The 16887-nt window shown below is 43.2% G+C and carries 17 protein-coding genes; 4 read left to right on the top strand and 13 right to left on the bottom strand.

Going from position 1 to position 16887, the window contains the following annotated elements; genetic code table 11:
* Window positions 1-232: 232 nt before the first annotated feature.
* The 4 genes from AC19MV_RS20130 to AC19MV_RS20115 form a co-directional block, all read right to left on the bottom strand.
* Window positions 233-1528, bottom strand: coding sequence for a DUF3570 domain-containing protein (locus AC19MV_RS20130; RefSeq protein WP_498309749.1), 1296 nt, complete (start codon window positions 1526-1528; stop codon window positions 233-235).
* Complete coding sequence (locus AC19MV_RS20125) at window positions 1519-1755, bottom strand: DUF4266 domain-containing protein (RefSeq protein ID WP_160053756.1); 237 nt, start codon at window positions 1753-1755, stop codon at window positions 1519-1521. The genes AC19MV_RS20130 and AC19MV_RS20125 overlap by 10 nt, the downstream gene beginning before the upstream one ends.
* Before the next feature lie 4 nt (window positions 1756-1759).
* A complete protein-coding gene (locus AC19MV_RS20120; protein WP_498309748.1) occupies window positions 1760-2263 on the bottom strand; it encodes a TlpA family protein disulfide reductase in 504 nt (167 codons plus the stop codon).
* Between the two features lie 272 nt (window positions 2264-2535).
* Window positions 2536-3102 carry a cytochrome b/b6 domain-containing protein gene (locus tag AC19MV_RS20115; protein WP_498309747.1) on the bottom strand — a complete coding sequence of 189 codons (567 nt, stop codon included), beginning with the start codon at window positions 3100-3102 and terminating at the stop codon, window positions 2536-2538.
* Between the two features lie 150 nt (window positions 3103-3252).
* Here AC19MV_RS20115 and AC19MV_RS20110 point away from each other — a divergent pair, with 150 nt between their 5' ends.
* Window positions 3253-3657 carry a hypothetical protein gene (locus tag AC19MV_RS20110; protein WP_498309746.1) on the top strand — a complete coding sequence of 135 codons (405 nt, stop codon included), beginning with the start codon at window positions 3253-3255 and terminating at the stop codon, window positions 3655-3657.
* Here AC19MV_RS20110 and AC19MV_RS20105 read toward each other — a convergent pair.
* The 9 genes from AC19MV_RS20105 to rlmN all read right to left on the bottom strand — a co-directional run bounded on the left by AC19MV_RS20105 (window position 3650) and on the right by rlmN (window position 12868).
* Window positions 3650-3856: a DUF3565 domain-containing protein gene (locus AC19MV_RS20105; RefSeq protein WP_498309745.1), complete on the bottom strand. Its 207-nt coding sequence runs from the start codon at window positions 3854-3856 to the stop codon at window positions 3650-3652. The genes AC19MV_RS20110 and AC19MV_RS20105 overlap by 8 nt on opposite strands.
* Before the next feature lie 76 nt (window positions 3857-3932).
* Window positions 3933-5399, bottom strand: a complete 1467-nt coding sequence (gene der, locus AC19MV_RS20100; protein WP_432398901.1) for a ribosome biogenesis GTPase Der — start codon at window positions 5397-5399, stop codon at window positions 3933-3935.
* A gap of 103 nt (window positions 5400-5502) precedes the next feature.
* The gene (gene bamB / locus AC19MV_RS20095) at window positions 5503-6735 is read right to left on the bottom strand and encodes an outer membrane protein assembly factor BamB (protein WP_498309744.1); all 1233 of its coding nucleotides are present in this window, start codon (window positions 6733-6735) and stop codon (window positions 5503-5505) included.
* Between the two features lie 12 nt (window positions 6736-6747).
* Window positions 6748-7368 carry a tetratricopeptide repeat protein gene (locus AC19MV_RS20090; protein ID WP_498309743.1) on the bottom strand — a complete coding sequence of 207 codons (621 nt, stop codon included), beginning with the start codon at window positions 7366-7368 and terminating at the stop codon, window positions 6748-6750.
* Window positions 7369-7382: 14 nt separating this feature from the next.
* Window positions 7383-8657, bottom strand: a complete 1275-nt coding sequence (hisS, locus tag AC19MV_RS20085; protein ID WP_498309742.1) for a histidine--tRNA ligase — start codon at window positions 8655-8657, stop codon at window positions 7383-7385.
* Between the two features lie 89 nt (window positions 8658-8746).
* Window positions 8747-9862, bottom strand: a complete 1116-nt coding sequence (gene ispG / locus AC19MV_RS20080; RefSeq protein WP_432398905.1) for a flavodoxin-dependent (E)-4-hydroxy-3-methylbut-2-enyl-diphosphate synthase — start codon at window positions 9860-9862, stop codon at window positions 8747-8749.
* A 33-nt stretch (window positions 9863-9895) separates the two neighbouring features.
* Window positions 9896-10930, bottom strand: a complete 1035-nt coding sequence (locus AC19MV_RS20075) for a RodZ domain-containing protein (RefSeq protein WP_498309741.1) — start codon at window positions 10928-10930, stop codon at window positions 9896-9898.
* On the bottom strand, window positions 10930-11715 hold the full coding sequence (gene pilW, locus AC19MV_RS20070) for a type IV pilus biogenesis/stability protein PilW (RefSeq protein ID WP_432398907.1): 786 nt from the start codon (window positions 11713-11715) through the stop codon (window positions 10930-10932). The genes AC19MV_RS20075 and pilW overlap by 1 nt, the downstream gene beginning before the upstream one ends.
* 31 nt (window positions 11716-11746) lie before the next feature.
* A complete protein-coding gene (gene rlmN / locus AC19MV_RS20065; RefSeq protein ID WP_432398908.1) occupies window positions 11747-12868 on the bottom strand; it encodes a dual-specificity RNA methyltransferase RlmN in 1122 nt (373 codons plus the stop codon).
* A gap of 541 nt (window positions 12869-13409) precedes the next feature.
* Between rlmN and AC19MV_RS20060 the strand changes: the two genes are divergently transcribed.
* From AC19MV_RS20060 to AC19MV_RS20050, 3 genes are all read left to right on the top strand, one after another.
* Window positions 13410-14468 (top strand): CNNM domain-containing protein, encoded by a 1059-nt coding sequence (locus AC19MV_RS20060; RefSeq protein ID WP_432398909.1) that lies wholly within the window; start codon window positions 13410-13412, stop codon window positions 14466-14468.
* A gap of 158 nt (window positions 14469-14626) precedes the next feature.
* A complete protein-coding gene (locus AC19MV_RS20055; protein ID WP_498309740.1) occupies window positions 14627-16363 on the top strand; it encodes a bifunctional metallophosphatase/5'-nucleotidase in 1737 nt (578 codons plus the stop codon).
* Window positions 16364-16531: 168 nt separating this feature from the next.
* The gene (locus AC19MV_RS20050) at window positions 16532-16834 is read left to right on the top strand and encodes an NrfJ (RefSeq protein WP_188954409.1); all 303 of its coding nucleotides are present in this window, start codon (window positions 16532-16534) and stop codon (window positions 16832-16834) included.
* Window positions 16835-16887: the final 53 nt, after the last annotated feature.

The raw sequence follows: 16887 nt of genomic DNA, 5'->3' as shown, positions 1-16887 counted from the left end.
TCTCTGTTGGCTGCATAACATTATCTTAATACCAATAGCCAGTAATTGATAATAGATTCAGCATCTTGAATATACTTCTATCTTAGATTGCCGTTACCAATAAACAATGCCTTGCCTAAACGCGTGTTAATTGTTGTTGAAATCGAGCATCTTCAAGTTGATTGGGTATAGACTTGACCATTATCACTCTTGCAATAATGGCCAAGTCTGTCAGCTTTGAGGTAAAGCCTGTTTAAAATGAATAACTCACTTGAGCAACAATCGCTTTTACTGATGGGAACAAATCATAGTTTTGTAACTGCCCCGGAATGTCAGTGCCGTTGTTTTCAGGATTTTGCTGATAATACTCAAGACGATAAGTCATCTCATGACCGCCAGATAAACGCTGCCCAAACTTAAGCCCGATGGTATAAGCTGTCATATCGCCAATGCGATAATCGGCGCTGGCATAGTCTGGTAGGGTATCGCCCATCATTAAGAAAGGTTGATAAAACTCCGCCGCTTGTTGTTGGTAATAACGTAAGTGTAACTGCCCATAAAAACTCGGACTAAAGTAATAGCGATAATGCGTTTCCAAGGTGTGCGAGGTAATGTCCCAATCATCGGTACTATAGCGATAAGAAAAATCAACCACGCCAGAATCTAATGCACCTTTTGTCATCACATACACGCTGTGCTTTAAACGTGAATCAGGTCTATTCTCGTAGCGATACCCTTGAGTAATCCCATTGCTATCGACTTCACTCAAAATTTTATACGGGTCGTTCATATAGCCAGACACACTAGACAGGCCATAGTTTGCCTGCATTAACCAATTGCGATTAAGAATTTGAGTGACACCCAACATGACATCCGATGTTTGCTTGGTATCATCGCCACTTAAACGAGTTTGATCAAACGCCGCTTGGTACTCTGCGTCACTGTTGTAGTTAGCCCGATAAACCATCTCACTAAAGGCAACAGGGCGGCCACCTACAGGATCGACCACATCTTGTGTAAAAGCACCCGATAACGCCAGGGTGGTATTGTTTTTATTAAAGCTACGTTCAAGGCCAGCGTTTAATCCCATCGATAAGTAGTCAAACTCTTTTGAGCCATATACGCCGACGTTACCAGTCCAATCTTGATTAAACACTTCTTGCCAGTTAGCACTTAACTGAACTCGCGTATCGTGGAAAGTATCATCAAGTGGAGTATCACCTGCGCCAACAGTGTACTCGCCTTTACCAGATGGACGTGTAAACGTCTGGCTTTCACCTTGAGCCACAGCGCCCGATGCAGATGAGCCCGTTAAACTGTCGACTACCACCTTCATGTCTAGTAACGAGGTGTCACCAAACGCTTTTTGCACATTACCAATGGCCTCTACAGCTTGTACACGCTCTTGCTCGCCATAATACATAATGGCAGCATCCACTTTCCAGTCATCATTAGCTGGCACAGTTTCGGCTGCATTGGCTTGGCCAATTAAACTACAACTTGCAATGGCTAAGGCGCTGGCAATGCTCTGTTTTGATGTTAGTTGCATCCACAACCTCCGCCCGCCAATGAACGACCGCCACTGGTGCCTTCTTTACTGAAATAAATATGATCATCTAAAGATAAATCGAGTTTCTCGCTGTTTAATGCCATGTCTTTACGGGCAAATTGATCTTTTTCCCAAGGTTGAACACCTAAACTTGAGCATCCCACAAGACTGCTGGCAATGGCTAACGCCACGACCGTTTTGCAAAAGGGTTTAAACACGTTAGTCATGAGTTTACTCCTGTAATAATGTTTGGATTTCTTGCTCGTAGGCAGAAATGTTCTCTTCAAAAAAGCCCATATGCGTTTGCACTAATTCGCCTTGGCGATTAAACAAAAAGCTGCTGGGCATTCCTTGTAAATCAAATGCTTTGGCAACATCACCTTCAGGATTAAACGTCAGATTAAATGTGGCAGGTATTTTAGATAAAAACTCATGAGCTAATGCAGTGTCAACATCAAGGTTAATGGCCACAACCTCTAATCCCTGTTGCTGATATTTAGCTTGCATGGCATTCATCCAGGGGAATGACTTACGACACGGCCCACACCATGACGCCCAAAAATCGACGTATACCACTTTACCTGCATATTGCTTTAGGCTGACAGGTTGAGCTTTAGCATCTAACACAGTGTGATCTAATGAAGGAGCTGCAATGACCGCGGTACTGAAACCAAGTGCAAGGCTCAGTAAAGTCGCGGTGATGTTTGAGGAGAGTGAAAATAACTTCTTTGGCATTATATTTTCGCCTAATGACTAGATGAATAACACACTAGATGACCAATCTTAAGGTTTACTTAAGCAATAAACTGCACTCACAAAAATAGCTCAAGACATTGTGTCGTGAGCTATTTAACCTCTCTAACCCTATTGTTGTAATCACCATGTTGGTCTTCTGCCATTTTGATTGTTTGTCACCAGTTCAATCAGGCACATCGATGCAACAATGGGAGAAGCAGTAGGAGAAGCAGTAGGAGAAGCAATGGGAGCAGACCATCACATCAGATTGATTAACCACCAATCATTTTAGAGACTAAACCTTTATCATGACCGGCTTCTGCCAGCAAAATACCCGCTAAATGCAAACTGATAAATGGGATAAAATACCACAATGCGAGTTTATGAATAGTTTCGACTTGTTGCTCTATGGGCTCTGGACCAAATTCAAGTAATAACCCAGTGCTCACTGACATGGCGACGCCGGCATAAAATAACCAATACACCCATGCTTGAAATTTTTGCTTCGTGGTAGCCTGAGCGCTGAATGCCGATGGATAATGCAGGCCAAATTTAGCCATGTATGCAAAACGAGCAACAACAAATACGCTTACCGCATAGCCAAAGTAAATATGCCATTTAAACATCACACCACGGATCCCTTTTGCAATGCTAACGGCTTGCTTGTCGGTGATCAGCACATCAATTTTGGCTAAGCCCTGTGTAATCACCGCCGCCATATGATTTTTCTCCATCCATCCTAAGCGTAACAACACAGTGAGTAACATCACCATCATGGTCAAGGCTAATCCCCAATGCAACAGACGATGAAGTAACGGAAAATGAACTTGAGTACGCATACAAACCTCGATAGATTAAGATAACCACGCCATTATTACGTTATAACCTTAACAATCACTTACGGTTTATAGTTTTATACCAATTCTATTAAGTGCAATAAGATCTAATTGTGGGCGCAGCATAAAACGATTTATAAATAGGACTTCCTCATGACTGAGTTTTTTAAACGAACCCAAACACTTGCATTATTCATTGCCGGCTTGGGTACCTCTTTGGGAGGGTTATATACATTAGCGCCTCGATGGGCTTTAGCGCAGCTAAACCAATTACCCTATATTGCCAGCGACACGATATTTATCCAGCATTGGGGCTTTTTAGTATTGATGATGGGGTGCAGCTTTTTTATTGCGATATTTCGTAATCACTGGATTATCCCAGTGTTTTGGGTGGCGTTAATTGAAAAACTATTTTTTGTCAGTTTAGTTATAGGTTATTCAAGCCAACCTTTTACTAATGGCTTTTGGTTATCCATGGCAATGGACAGTGTTATCTGCCTGTATATTGCCGGTTACCTGTTGAGCTGTAGACAGTCGAAAACGAATACTCTCAAATAGCATCTACAGGTTCTTCACGGTCACATTTTTTACAGCTAAGCAGCTCGCCTAAGTGTTGTTGACGACCAAGATCGGTAGTGACCCACTCTCTAACGGTCCAGGGTGGGTCATGGCGCACATGTTGAAAATGGCCACATACTAACTGCGCAACCCAATGACGCTCTTCATCTTGGTGATAACCCACTATTTGCTGCTGCATATACCTCTACCTTACGCTTTTAATATTCCAGCCACAAAAAAGCCTGAACAAGTCAGGCTTTTGTTATCTGTAACCGTTATTTTTTACGGTCACGAATATGTGTCATTGCACGCTTACGACGACGCTCTTGTCCTAAGGTTAACTTTTCAGTTCTGCCTTCAAACGGGTTAGAACCTTCATGGAAACGTAATTGGATTGGCGTACCAACCACTTTTAATGAACGACGGAAATAGTTCATCATATAACGCTTGTACGAGTCAGGCAGCTTGCTGACCTGGTTACCGTGTACCACAACAATCGGTGGGTTATAACCACCAGCGTGAGCATACTTCAGTTTCACACGACGACCATTAACCAATGGTGGCTGGTGATCATCTTGCGACATTTGCATAATACGCGTCAACATTGAAGTACTTACGCGGCGCGTGGCACTGTCGTAAGCTTCTTCGATTGACTCATACAAATGGCCAACACCGGTACCGTGTAATGCAGAAATAAAGTGAATACGGGCAAAATCGATAAAGCCTAAGCGGCGATCTAATTCACTTTTAACGCGATCTTTAATCTTTTGATCAATACCGTCCCACTTGTTTATCGCAATAACCAAAGCGCGACCCGCGTTTAAGGTAAAGCCTAATAAACCCAGATCTTGTTCTGCAATCCCTTCACGGGCATCGATAACTAACAGTACAACGTTAGCATCTTCAACCGCTTTCAAGGTTTTAATCACCGAGAACTTCTCGATAACTTCATGTACTTTGCTACGACGACGAACACCTGCTGTGTCAATCAATACGTATTCACGACCTTCACGCGACATAGGAATGTAAATACTGTCACGCGTGGTGCCTGGTTCGTCATAAACCACAACACGTTCTTCACCTAAAATACGGTTAATTAGCGTTGACTTACCCACGTTAGGCTTACCAATAATAGCAAGCTTAATCGGCAAATTCTGAAGACGAGTTTGCTCTGCTTCAGCTTCTTCTTCAGTATATTCACGCTCTACTTGCTCGCCTTCCTCGTCTAATTCACGAACAATGCCCATAGCCTCAGCATAAGGTGTTAGTGCGTAATCAATCATGTTGGTCACACCACGGCCTTGCGCAGCAGCCATTTGGTAGACTTCGCCTAGACCTAGAGACCAAAACTCAGCACAAGCAGAATCAGCATCAATACCATCAACTTTATTGGCCACAACAAAGGTCACTTTATCGCGACTACGTAAATGCTGAGCAATTGCTAAATCAGCAGCCGTCATACCAGCGCGCGCGTCTGTCATAAATAATACGACATCCGCTTCTTCAATCGCCGCTAATGACTGTTCAGCCATTTTTGTTTCGATCCCTTCTTCGGAGCCATCAATACCGCCGGTATCAACAACGATAAACTCGTACCCAGCTAAGAAAGCACGGCCGTATTTACGGTCACGTGTTAAGCCAGGAAAATCCGCTACTAACGCATCACGAGTACGTGTAAGACGATTAAATAATGTCGATTTACCGACGTTTGGTCGCCCCACAAGGGCCACTACAGGGATCATGATTTTGCCTCTAAAAAACTTTTCAATAAAAAGCCCCCGGAACACTTCCAGGGGCTCTAGTGAAGACATTATACCTTAATTAATACTGAAATGGTCCTAGGACTTATTCAGCACTCGCGTCGGTATCTTCTTCAACTTTCATTTCTTGTTTGCTCAAGGTGACAATGGAGACTTTACCACTGCGACCTTGAACATAGATTTTGTCGTCAACCACAAGTGGCTGAGCGTATAAACCGTCACTGTCGACTTGTATACGGCCGACAACATCACCACTGCTACGGTCGATGAAATGTAAATAGCCTTCTAAGTCGCCAACCACGATATAACCTTCAACAACCGCTGCTGCTGTTAATTCGCGATTTTTAAGCGTTGAATTGCTCCAAAGCTCTAAACCATTACGGCGATCGACTGAATAAATACGGCTATGGTCATCCACTAAATACAAGCTTAAACCAGCTTCAGCAAGTTCATTAAAGCTTGAGTATTTACGCGACCAAATAATACGGCCACTGCGTAATTCCATTGACACTAGGTTGCCGTTATAGCTAGCAACATATAAGTTTTCGCCAAGGATTAACGGAGTCATATCCACATCAGCCATACGAGTAAACTCGTTACCACCGCTTGGACTAAAAACCGGTTGTTCCCATGCGGCTTGGCCGTTATTTTTAACAACAACTGCCACTTTGCCGTCAGCTGTACCGACAAAGAATCCACCAGCTTCATAAGCTGCTGAAGAGGTACCACGTAATGTTAAGTTGGGTAGCTGACTTTCGTACGTCCAAAGCTTTTCACCCGTTTCAAGATTAAAACCTTCAAACGCGCCTTTAGCAGTATTTACCGCTACAACGTCTTCGGCCACCGTTGGCGCTGACAGTAATTCACCGTTAGCTTGGGCAGACCATAATACTTCGCCAGTGGCTTCATCTAACGCCACTAATAAACCGGTTTCGCCACCCACAAACACTTTTTTACGTGCAGCGGTTACACCCGCGGCTAAGCGAATACCGTTGGTTTTAGTTTTAAGCTTCTGCTCAAACTCATCGTTAAAGTTTTGCGTCCATAATTCTTCGCCAGTGACTTCATCAAAAGCAACAACAACGCCACTACGATCAGCAACAAATAATTTTCCATAACGGACGGTAGGGCGAAGCTGCGAGTAATAATCGCCAACGCCGTTGCCTACACTGGTGTCCCAACTAATTTCTGGAAACACGGTTGCTTGAATATCAACTAATTCACTGACAGGCTCTTCTTCAACATCACTTGAAGAGCAAGCTGATAAAAAAGCAACACTTAGCCCAACGGCAAGTAGATTTCTACACCACGACTTCATTGGCTAAATTCCTTATGCCTTATTTAGATTGTCTAGTTTCATTGTCAGCGCAGGACTGGCTAATGCGCCGCCATTATCTACCGCTGCTTGATAAGCTAACTTGGCTTTATCCAAATCACCTTGACGCACTAAAAAGTCGCCTTTTAATTCTTCACGCTGTGAAGCAAACGCTTGATCGGTCACTTGCTCAAGCGTGGCTAATGCCACACCTAAGTTATTTTGTTCAGCTTGTACACGTGCTAAACGGATGGTTGCGACCATACCTAAGCCTGAGCCTGGTTGTGCGGCAATCACTTTAGTGAATGCCGTTTCCGCTTTAGCTAAATCGCCCGCGTCAACCGCTGCTTTGGCAACCATTAATTCAAGCAGTGCTTGATAACCCGCTTGGTCATGCTCAGCAGTAAACGCTTCTGCTTGAGTTAAAAACGCTGCAGGATTAGTTGATTGCTCAGCAATAGCTTGAAACGTCTCAGAAGCTTGCTCTGCTGACTCGACTTTCATGTCTGAATAAGTGTTCCAACCATATAGGCCGCCAAGGCCTACCACAGCACCTACTGCAATTGAGGTACCGTAATCTTTCCAGAACTGCTTGATAGCATCTACTTGTTGTTCTTCTGTGCTATAAATTTCCACGTGCACTTCCCCTTTTAAATCAGTTCTGCAATTTTAGTTACCAGTTCATCACGGGCGACTAATTGTTGTTCGTTGTTGTTTCGTAATGGTTTAATAGCAACCTGATTATTGGCAATTTCGTTTTCGCCAATAATTAACGCATATTGAGCACCGCTTTTATCTGCGCGCTTCATCTGCTTTTTAAAGTTGCCACCACCGCAATGACTCATGACTTTAAGCGTTGGTAACTGTTGACGCAACTCTGCAGCAACTTTAATTGCTTCAACTAAGCAATTGTCGCCCATCGCTGTGACATATACATCAACTTCAGCTGCAATATCATTGGTTAGTTCAAGAGTTTCAAGCAACAATACAATGCGCTCTAATCCCATAGCAAAACCCACTGCTGGCGTATCTTTACCGCCAAGCTGTCCGACTAAACCGTCATAACGACCGCCCGCCAACACTGTACCTTGCGAACCTAAGCTCGAGGTTACCCACTCAAATACCGTGCGGTTATAGTAATCTAAACCGCGTACGAGACGCGGATTGATGGTGTATTGGATGCCAACAGCGTCTAAGAGTTCACATAAAGTTGAAAAATGTGTTTTGGTGTCATCACCTAAGTAGTCCATTAACGCGGGTGCGTCAGCTAAAATAGCCTGCACTTGTGCATCTTTACTGTCTAGCACTCGTAATGGATTTGAATACATACGGCGTTGACTGTCTTCGTCTAACTTATCTTTATGTTGCTCTAAAAAGGCAATCAAAGCGTCACGATAAGCAGCACGTTCAGCCGGATCACCAAGCGTATTAAGCTCTAAGGCAACATGATCTTTAATACCTAACTGATCCCATAAACGGGCAGACAACATTAATACTTCAGCATCAATATCAGCACTGCCAATACCGTAGACTTCAACACCAAATTGGTGGAATTGACGGTAACGACCTTTTTGAGGACGTTCATGACGGAACATCGGTCCCATGTACCATAAGCGTTGCTCTTGGTTGTACAGTAAACCGTGTTCATTGCCAGCACGCACTGTTGAAGCAGTGCCTTCTGGACGTAGTGTTAAACTGTCGCCATTACGGTCTTCAAAGGTGTACATTTCTTTTTCGACGATATCAGTCACTTCACCAATAGAACGTTTGAAAAGATCGGTACTTTCAACGATAGGCGTACGAATTTCGCTATAACCAAATGCGCTTACTGATGAACGTAATACCGCTTCGACTTTTTGCCAAATTGGGCTTTGAGTAGGCAGAATATCGTTCATTCCGCGAATTGCTTGGATTTGCTTTGCCACTGTTACTTGTCCAATTTCGAAATTAGTTTGCACTAATAAAATGTAAATTGACTCGTTAAGGTAGTTACTACCTTTAACAAGTTAGAGAATTATTCTGTTTTGTCGGCAATCTCAATACGATTAGCCATCATCGCCGCTTTTGCACGAATTTTGGCTTCTAAACCATCAACAATACTGTTGTTATCGAAGCGCTCTTTTTGGCGCACACCATCATCGTAATAGCCACTTTTAGCATGACCACCCGTTAAGCCAATGTGCGACACCAATGCTTCACCAGGTCCGTTTACAACGCAACCAATAATAGACACGTCCATTGCAGTGGTGACATCTTCTAAACGACGCTCAAGTTCGTTAACGGTGCTAATCACATCAAATTCTTGGCGTGAGCAAGATGGGCAGGCAATAAAGTTAATCCCGCGGCTACGGATACGCAGTGATTTTAAAATATCAAAACCGACTTTGATTTCTTCAACAGGATCGGCGGCCAATGAGATACGAATAGTATCACCGATGCCTTCTGCTAAAAGCATGCCTAAACCTACTGCAGATTTTACTGATCCAGAGCGCATTCCGCCCGCTTCGGTAATACCTAAATGCAATGGTTGACGAATTTGTTTAGCCAGTAAACGGTATGAGGCAACGGCTAAAAAGACATCAGAGGCTTTGACACTGACTTTAAATTGGTCAAAGTTAAGACGATCTAATATGTCCACGTGACGCATAGCGGATTCAAGTAATGCCTCAGGCGTTGGCTCGCGGTATTTGTCCATTAAATCTTTTTCAAGCGAACCGCCATTTACACCGATTCGAATGGGAATGTTTTTATCGCGAGCACATTCAACCACACTACGAATACGCTCTTCGTTACCAATGTTACCTGGATTAATCCGCAAACAATCAACGCCATATTCTGCCACTTTTAAGGCGATACGGTAATCAAAGTGAATATCAGCGACTAACGGTACATTGACCGATTGCTTGATGATTTTAAACGCTTCAGCAGCATCCATTGTCGGCACAGACACACGCACAATGTCAGCACCCACTTTTTCTAATGCATTAATTTGCGCCACAGTTGCTGCTACATCTGTGGTTTTTGTATTGGTCATCGACTGTACAGCTATCGGTGCACCATCACCAATAGGCACATTGCCCACGTATATACGAGTGGAAGGTCTGCGAATAATTGGGGATTCGTTATACATGCAAATACGCTCTACTACTGATGCAAAAGCTCGTTATGCTTTTGGCAGGGTTAATCTTGCGACTCGACCGTTGGTAAACTCAGCAAGGCTGACTTTACTTCCGTCAAGACTAATACTGACGACCTGTGGTGCACCCAGTATGATTTTGAAAGGTTTGAGACCGCGGACTTCAACTAACTTAGCAGCTGTTTTGACACCATCAACCAACACTTTACCGTTAGCATCGGTTACGTTAATCCAGCAATCACCGCTTAACTCAATAGCGAGAACACCTTCAACACCAGTGCCAATAGCAGTACTTGCATTGGTATCGATAGTCGACGCAGTGCTAGCCTGATTAAGGGTACTGGTTGATGTTGGATTTAAGGTACTTGCAGGCAAGGTCGTTGCTTGTGTTGCGCTCGGATTTGCTGAATTAAGATTACTGGCAGCATCAATAACAGCATCACTCTCGGGTAATACGTTTGAAGACGTTGCGTTATCAGTAGAAGGTACTTGCTCTAAAGCGTTTTCAGCGGCAATTTGCGCGCCTACATCCTGCTGACTAAGGCTACGAGTAATTTGTTGCGGCTCAGGCATGGCTGAGTCGGCAGCAATTTCTTCTACCGTTGGCAGTGAAACATCTACGTCGGTCAATAAAGACGACTTTTGAACCCACCAAATCACCAGCATTGCGATCAATACGGTAATGATAAAGTAAGTGACTAAATTAAGTCGGCTATTACGGGCTTGATGAGTGGTTTTTCGCGAAAAGCTTTGCATTGCCGGTGGAACAATTTCAGGCAACTGATGCTTTAAGCATTGTTGTATCTCATTAATATCAGCGTGAACAAAACGCGCATAATTCTTGATATAGCCTCTAACATAAGTTGTTGAGGCGATATTTTCAAAAATGTCTTGTTCAATATCACTGATAATTCTTGGACGCAAATGCAATTGTGTTGCAACGGCTTCGATAGACAACCCTTTTGCTTCACGAGCTGCCTTTAATATAGCGCCAGCGGTAACAACATTTTTTAACAATGCCGCTTTTTCAGCGTCTTGTTCTACTTCGAATTCTTTAGTCATTAATTCAAGTTAGCTCTATAATTTTTGGCTTGTGGAGATGCAGGAAACTTCGCAATTAATAAAATGCCAAATCGTTTTACGGCTTCTTCGTTATTTGCCGCCTGCTCAATCTTGATCCCTAAGGCTAAACTTTCTGCAGATTCACTTACAACTCGATGGTATCTTGCGAGTTGTTCGCGCGCATCGCCGTAGTCAGCATCTTCCATGGCTAACTCGGTTAACTCTAATAACGTTACTTTTCTTCTTTGATCATACTTTAACGCCATATTAAAATACTGTCGCGCTTTTTCTTTATTTCCCGCTTTTCGGCTGCAGACCCCTAAATTTTCGTAGCTTGAGGCTGTACGAGTATATTTAGGTGTATTAATCGCGGCTAAAAACATCTTTTCTGACTCAGCGAATTTGTTTTGCTGGCATAAAAACACCCCAAAATTATTACGTGCATCTCCAGTCGCATCGCTAAGCGATATGGCGCGTTGGTATGACTCTTCTGTGCGAGCCAAATCTCCAACTACTTGATAGTAATATGCCATGGATACATGCACTTCACTCATTTCTGGCGCGTATTCTACTGCTTTATTTAAATTATACTTTGCTTGCTCGCTGTTACCGCGATTTAAATACGTTAACCCCAATTGCATACGCTCACGCGCAGCGCCAACCTTGTCAAACTTACGCTCGGCAACTGGGATGTCGGTACCACTGTAGGTGCGCTCGGTGACACAACCGCCAAGCGATATCGCCACTACAGTCATCACTAAAATCTTTTGCATTCCATGCTTCATTTATAAGCCTATTATCTATGCAAACAAAGAGTTAATCCATTGTGACTGAAATCTGGTTTTGTTGCATTTGTTTTTTTGCTAAACGCTTTGTTCTATCACGAATATCACCGGCTAATTGACCGCACGCAGCGTCAATATCATCGCCACGGGTTTTACGTACAATGACGGTAAAACCGTATTCCATCAATACTTTAGAGAAGCGATCAATACGTGAATTAGATGAACGCCCGTAAGGTGAACCTGGGTATGGATTGAACGGGATTAAATTAATTTTACATGGCGTGTCTTTCATTAACTTAGCAAGTTCATGTGCTTGGTCAGTGCTATCATTGATATGGTCTAGCATCACATACTCAACGGTCACACGGCCACGGTTCGCGTTAGATTTCTCTAAATAACGACGAATACCGGCTAAGAATTCTTGTAAAGGATACTTTTTGTTTACAGGCACAAGTACATCACGCAGCTCATCATTTGGCGCGTGAATGCTCACCGCTAATGCAACATCAATAGCATCGCCAAGTTTGTCTAACGCAGGGACTACGCCAGAAGTCGATAGGGTTACGCGACGTTTTGATAAGCTGAAACCAAAGTCATCTAACATAATATCCATTGCAGGAATGACATTAGCGAGGTTTAATAATGGCTCACCCATGCCCATCATCACAACGTTAGAGATTGGACGGTCGCCAGTGTCTTTATGAAAACCTAAAAACTGCGAGACACGCCAAACTTGACCGACAATTTCAGACACGGTTAAGTTGCGGTTAAAGCCTTGCTGTCCCGTAGAGCAGAATGTACATTCTAATGCACAACCCACTTGAGATGACACGCATAAGGTCGCGCGGTCTTCTTCAGGAATATAGACAGTTTCAACTTCTTGGCCCTGGCCAACGTTAATGGCAAATTTAATTGTGCCATCATTCGACTTTTGAAAACTTGCAATTTCTGGTGCAACGATTTCACATTTAGCCGCAAGCTTACCTCGCAGTACTTTGTTAATGTTGTTCATTTCTTCAAAGTCGCTGACGCCAAAGTGATAAATCCACTTCATTAATTGATCGGCGCGGAACGGTTTTTCACCCATTTCGCTGAACAACGCTCGCAGTCCTTTACGATCAAGATCTAATAAATTGATTTTTTTTACACTCATCTGCCTAACCTCAAAACACCAAAACCTGTAACAGGGCGGCAAATTATACAGGTAGCATGGCCTTTTAGCCAGTATATCTACACGCTATCAACCTGAAGATGCTCGATTTCAAAAAGAATTTGCACGTGCGTAGGCAAGGCATTGATTACAGATAATAGCTTTTCTCTTTGCAACGTCAGCTAAATTAACCAAAGCCACTGCATAAGCGCATGTAAAACTAGCCCTTTGCGAGTTTCATCGTGTTTCCTTGATGGTTAAATCAAGAGCGTTGTTGCGCTAACGTAGAAGGTACCGACATTAGCGTGTCGAGTATTAAACATACGGTAAAGCCCTGAAGTAGCACCGTCAGGTCAATTGGGAATATACTCACCTTTACTGGTTTAGGTGATGATATTTAATCTTGTAATCGTGCAGCCGGCTTAAACGCCCGAATTGACTAAAATAAAATACTCAAAATATATTCAGATTATATTAACTAAGCTTGTGATATCCTGCGGCTGGGCTATGTGGCCTGCCATGAGGAAGTGTTTACTTTCCCTGTATGACAACCCTTCTGTTTATCGTGTTTTTTGCTATATCCATTTCGTTTTTATGTAGTATTTTTGAAGCCGTGCTTCTGTCGGTTACACCAAGCTATATTGCAAACCTAAAAGAACATCACCCCCACGTTGCTGCCAGATTGCATAAACAAAAGCAGAATATTGACTCACCGTTAGTGTCGATCCTGACGCTCAACACTATCTCTCACACCATGGGTGCCTCGGTTGCCGGAGCTCAAGCCGCGATTGTGTTTGGTAGTGAAATGTTGGGTATTTTCTCCGCAGTATTAACCTTTTTAATTTTATTTTTGTCTGAAATCATTCCTAAAATTATTGGGGCGAATCATTGGCGTAAATTAGCGCCCACGGTGTCGATATGTCTATATTGGATGGAAAAGCTGACTTTACCGTTAATATGGTTGTCGCAAAAAGTGACCGGCGTTTTAGGCAAAGGCGATAACAATCTTTACATGCGACAAGAGCTGAGCGCCATGAACCAGTTGGCAAAAGACAGCGGCGAGTTAAGCGAACAAGAATCGCAAATTTTAACTCAGATGTTGGCCATGAAAGACATGTCAGTCACACATATTATGACGCCACGTACGGTTATTTTTAAATTACCGACAACTATGACCAACCAACAATTTATTGCCGATCATTTAAGTAGCCCTTTTACCCGATTTCCGGTTTATCAAGATGATCGCGACAACGTGATTGGTTACGTCAATCGTAATGACATCATCTTACAAGCCAGCTTGTCGCCGCAAACGGCCATCGGCGACTACGTGAAAAACTTATTGGTTTTACAGTCGTCGGTAAGCGTACTGCCGTTGTTTCAAACCATGATAAAACGTAACAGTAAAATGGCATTGGTTGTTGACGAATATGGCTCAAGCGAAGGCATTGTGACCATTGAAGATATTATCGAAACCTTAATAGGTTTAGAGATTGTTGACTCAAAAGACATTGCCCCAGACATGCAGGCACTGGCTCGTAAATTGTGGCAACGACGCATAAAGAGCAAAGGTTTAGTGATTTACGGCGAAACCGAAACAAACTAGGGCTACGACATTTATTTTAATGCCAGAGACTCTGCTTACCATAACCCGTTACCACTAACGGGTTATTTTTTATGCGAATTGGCTGTATTTCAATATTGCTGTGGGTGACATCATTACGCCTGATACGTTAAGATAATGACATTACACAGAGGGAACTAATGCAAAAATCTTATCGTTTATCCATCGCTCATATCAACGACACGCATTCTAATTTTGAACCTAGCTCAGTCCAATTTACGCTAACAGCCAATCAACAATCATATAAGTTGGAAGGACATTCTGGTGGTTATGCACGCTTAGGGTTTCAAATCGAGCAAGCAAGGCAGCAAGCGGCCTCTGAACAGTGTCCATTTTTGTTTTTACACGGTGGCGATAGCTTTCAAGGTACCTTGTACTTTCGCGAATTCCAGGGCGCGGCCAATGCTCATCTGCTAAATTTATTAAAACCTGATGCCATGGTATTGGGTAATCATGAAATCGATGCCGGTAACAGCCCGGTGCAAGCATTCTTAAACCGTATCGACTTTCCCGTTTTGGCTGGCAATATGGATTTAAGCCAAGAAGACAGACTCAAAGACGGCAGATTATACGGTCATCCAATGCTGTATGATTTTGATGACAGCAATGAAACCGCTAAAGTGTTAATTAAGCCTTTTCATGACACTAAAATAGCCATTATCGGCATTACGTTAGACCAAATGCGCCTAATTGCGAGGCCGGATCCCGACACTCATTTTGTCAATGCCATCGACACCACGCGTGCAACCATTGCTCGCTTAACTCGTCAAGGTATCAAGCATATTATTGTGTTGAGCCATTTAGGTTTAGATCAAGACCGCGAGCTAGCTGAACATGTCGACGGCATAAGCCTTATTATTGGCGGCCACTCTCATACGTTACAAGGCAGTATGAGTGACATAGGTTTAAGTGACATCCCTTATGCCGAAACCATCAATTCAACGCCCATTTTACATGCAGGCAAGTATGCGGAAACACTTGGCCTAGCGGAAATCGTATTTGATCAACAAGGTCGAGTCATTGAGCTTATTGGCAACAATTACTTTATGCTCGATGACAATATTGACGTGACTCAAACAGACGGAACAGCAGTTGACAGTGTTCTTAGCAAGCAATTAATCACCCAGTTATTGGCTCATCCGAGTATAAAAGACGCACAACATGACGAGCAAATACATCAAGTGATCCATACCCAATACCGTCCGTCACTTGATGCCTTAGAAAACCAGATATTGGCGCATATTCCCCGCGACTTTGTCCATACTCGCTTACCAAGCAAGCATTTACCTCACGGCAGCGAAATTGCGCCATGGGTGAGCCGCAGTATGTACAAAGCGGCTAAATTTATTGAACCCAATATTGATTTTGCACTGCATAATGCTGGCGGTGTGAGGCAATCATTAAACAAGGGGCAATTGTCGCTTGCTGATGTGGTTGGCCGAATTTTACCGTTCGAATTGCCATTAACCTTGTATCAAATTATGGGCAAGTACGTCATTGAGGCGCTTGAATCATCGATTAACAGTGCAACCAATAACGGCATAATGGGTACTGGCGCAGGAAGCTTCCCCTACCCTTATGGGCTTCGTTATTTTTACGATGGCAAACAAGCTAAAGGCCAACGTATTACGCAAGTCGAAATTTATAAGCAAGATGCCTGGCAATCACTTGAGGCGAACAAATTGTATATTGGTGTGTCCAGCGCTTATACCGCAGCAGGAAAAGAAGGATATGACGCCCTGTTGCATGCTCACTGGCAACAACCTATTGAGCATCAAACCTTACCCGAAGCCTTTATTGATTTTGTCAGTCAACATGGACATTTAATTGAAGGACAACTGTTTGCTAATGTTCACTATATTAGCCACCGCGAATAACCGCGGCACGCCTCCCTGAAATAGCGGTATAAAAACACTAAAAAATGTCCTACTTGAAAACAGACCGCGATAATTGGGGTTAGATCACAGACCCCAATCAGCTTAAATGCTTAAATGCTGAAGTAATCCCTTGCGGACCTCTTCTAAATCGTATGACAGGACATTAATATGAAAGCTAAATTGATCGCATTTGCTGCCGCTGCCACCCTAGCATTAGGAATTTCATCTGTTTGGGCACAAGGTGCATTACATCAGGGCGAAGTGCTCGACACCATGAATGGTGGTGGTTACACCTATGTTCAAATTAAAGAAGCAGACAAAACTTACTGGGCTGCGGGTCCACAAACCCAAGTCAGCAAAGGTGATACGGTAGAAATGTCAGAACAAATGTGGATGACAGACTTTGCCAGCTCAAGCCTAAACAGAACTTTCGATAAGATCATGTTTGTTGGCAATATCAGCAAAAAATAGTTCTTTTACGCGCTAAAAAACACCATAATTGACCAATCTTTCGGATTGGTCTT

The sequence above is a fragment of the Shewanella sp. MF05913 genome (assembly GCF_059758095.1).
The sequence above is the reverse complement of the archived record's forward strand: the minus strand, read 5'-3'. Positions and strand labels throughout refer to the sequence as shown.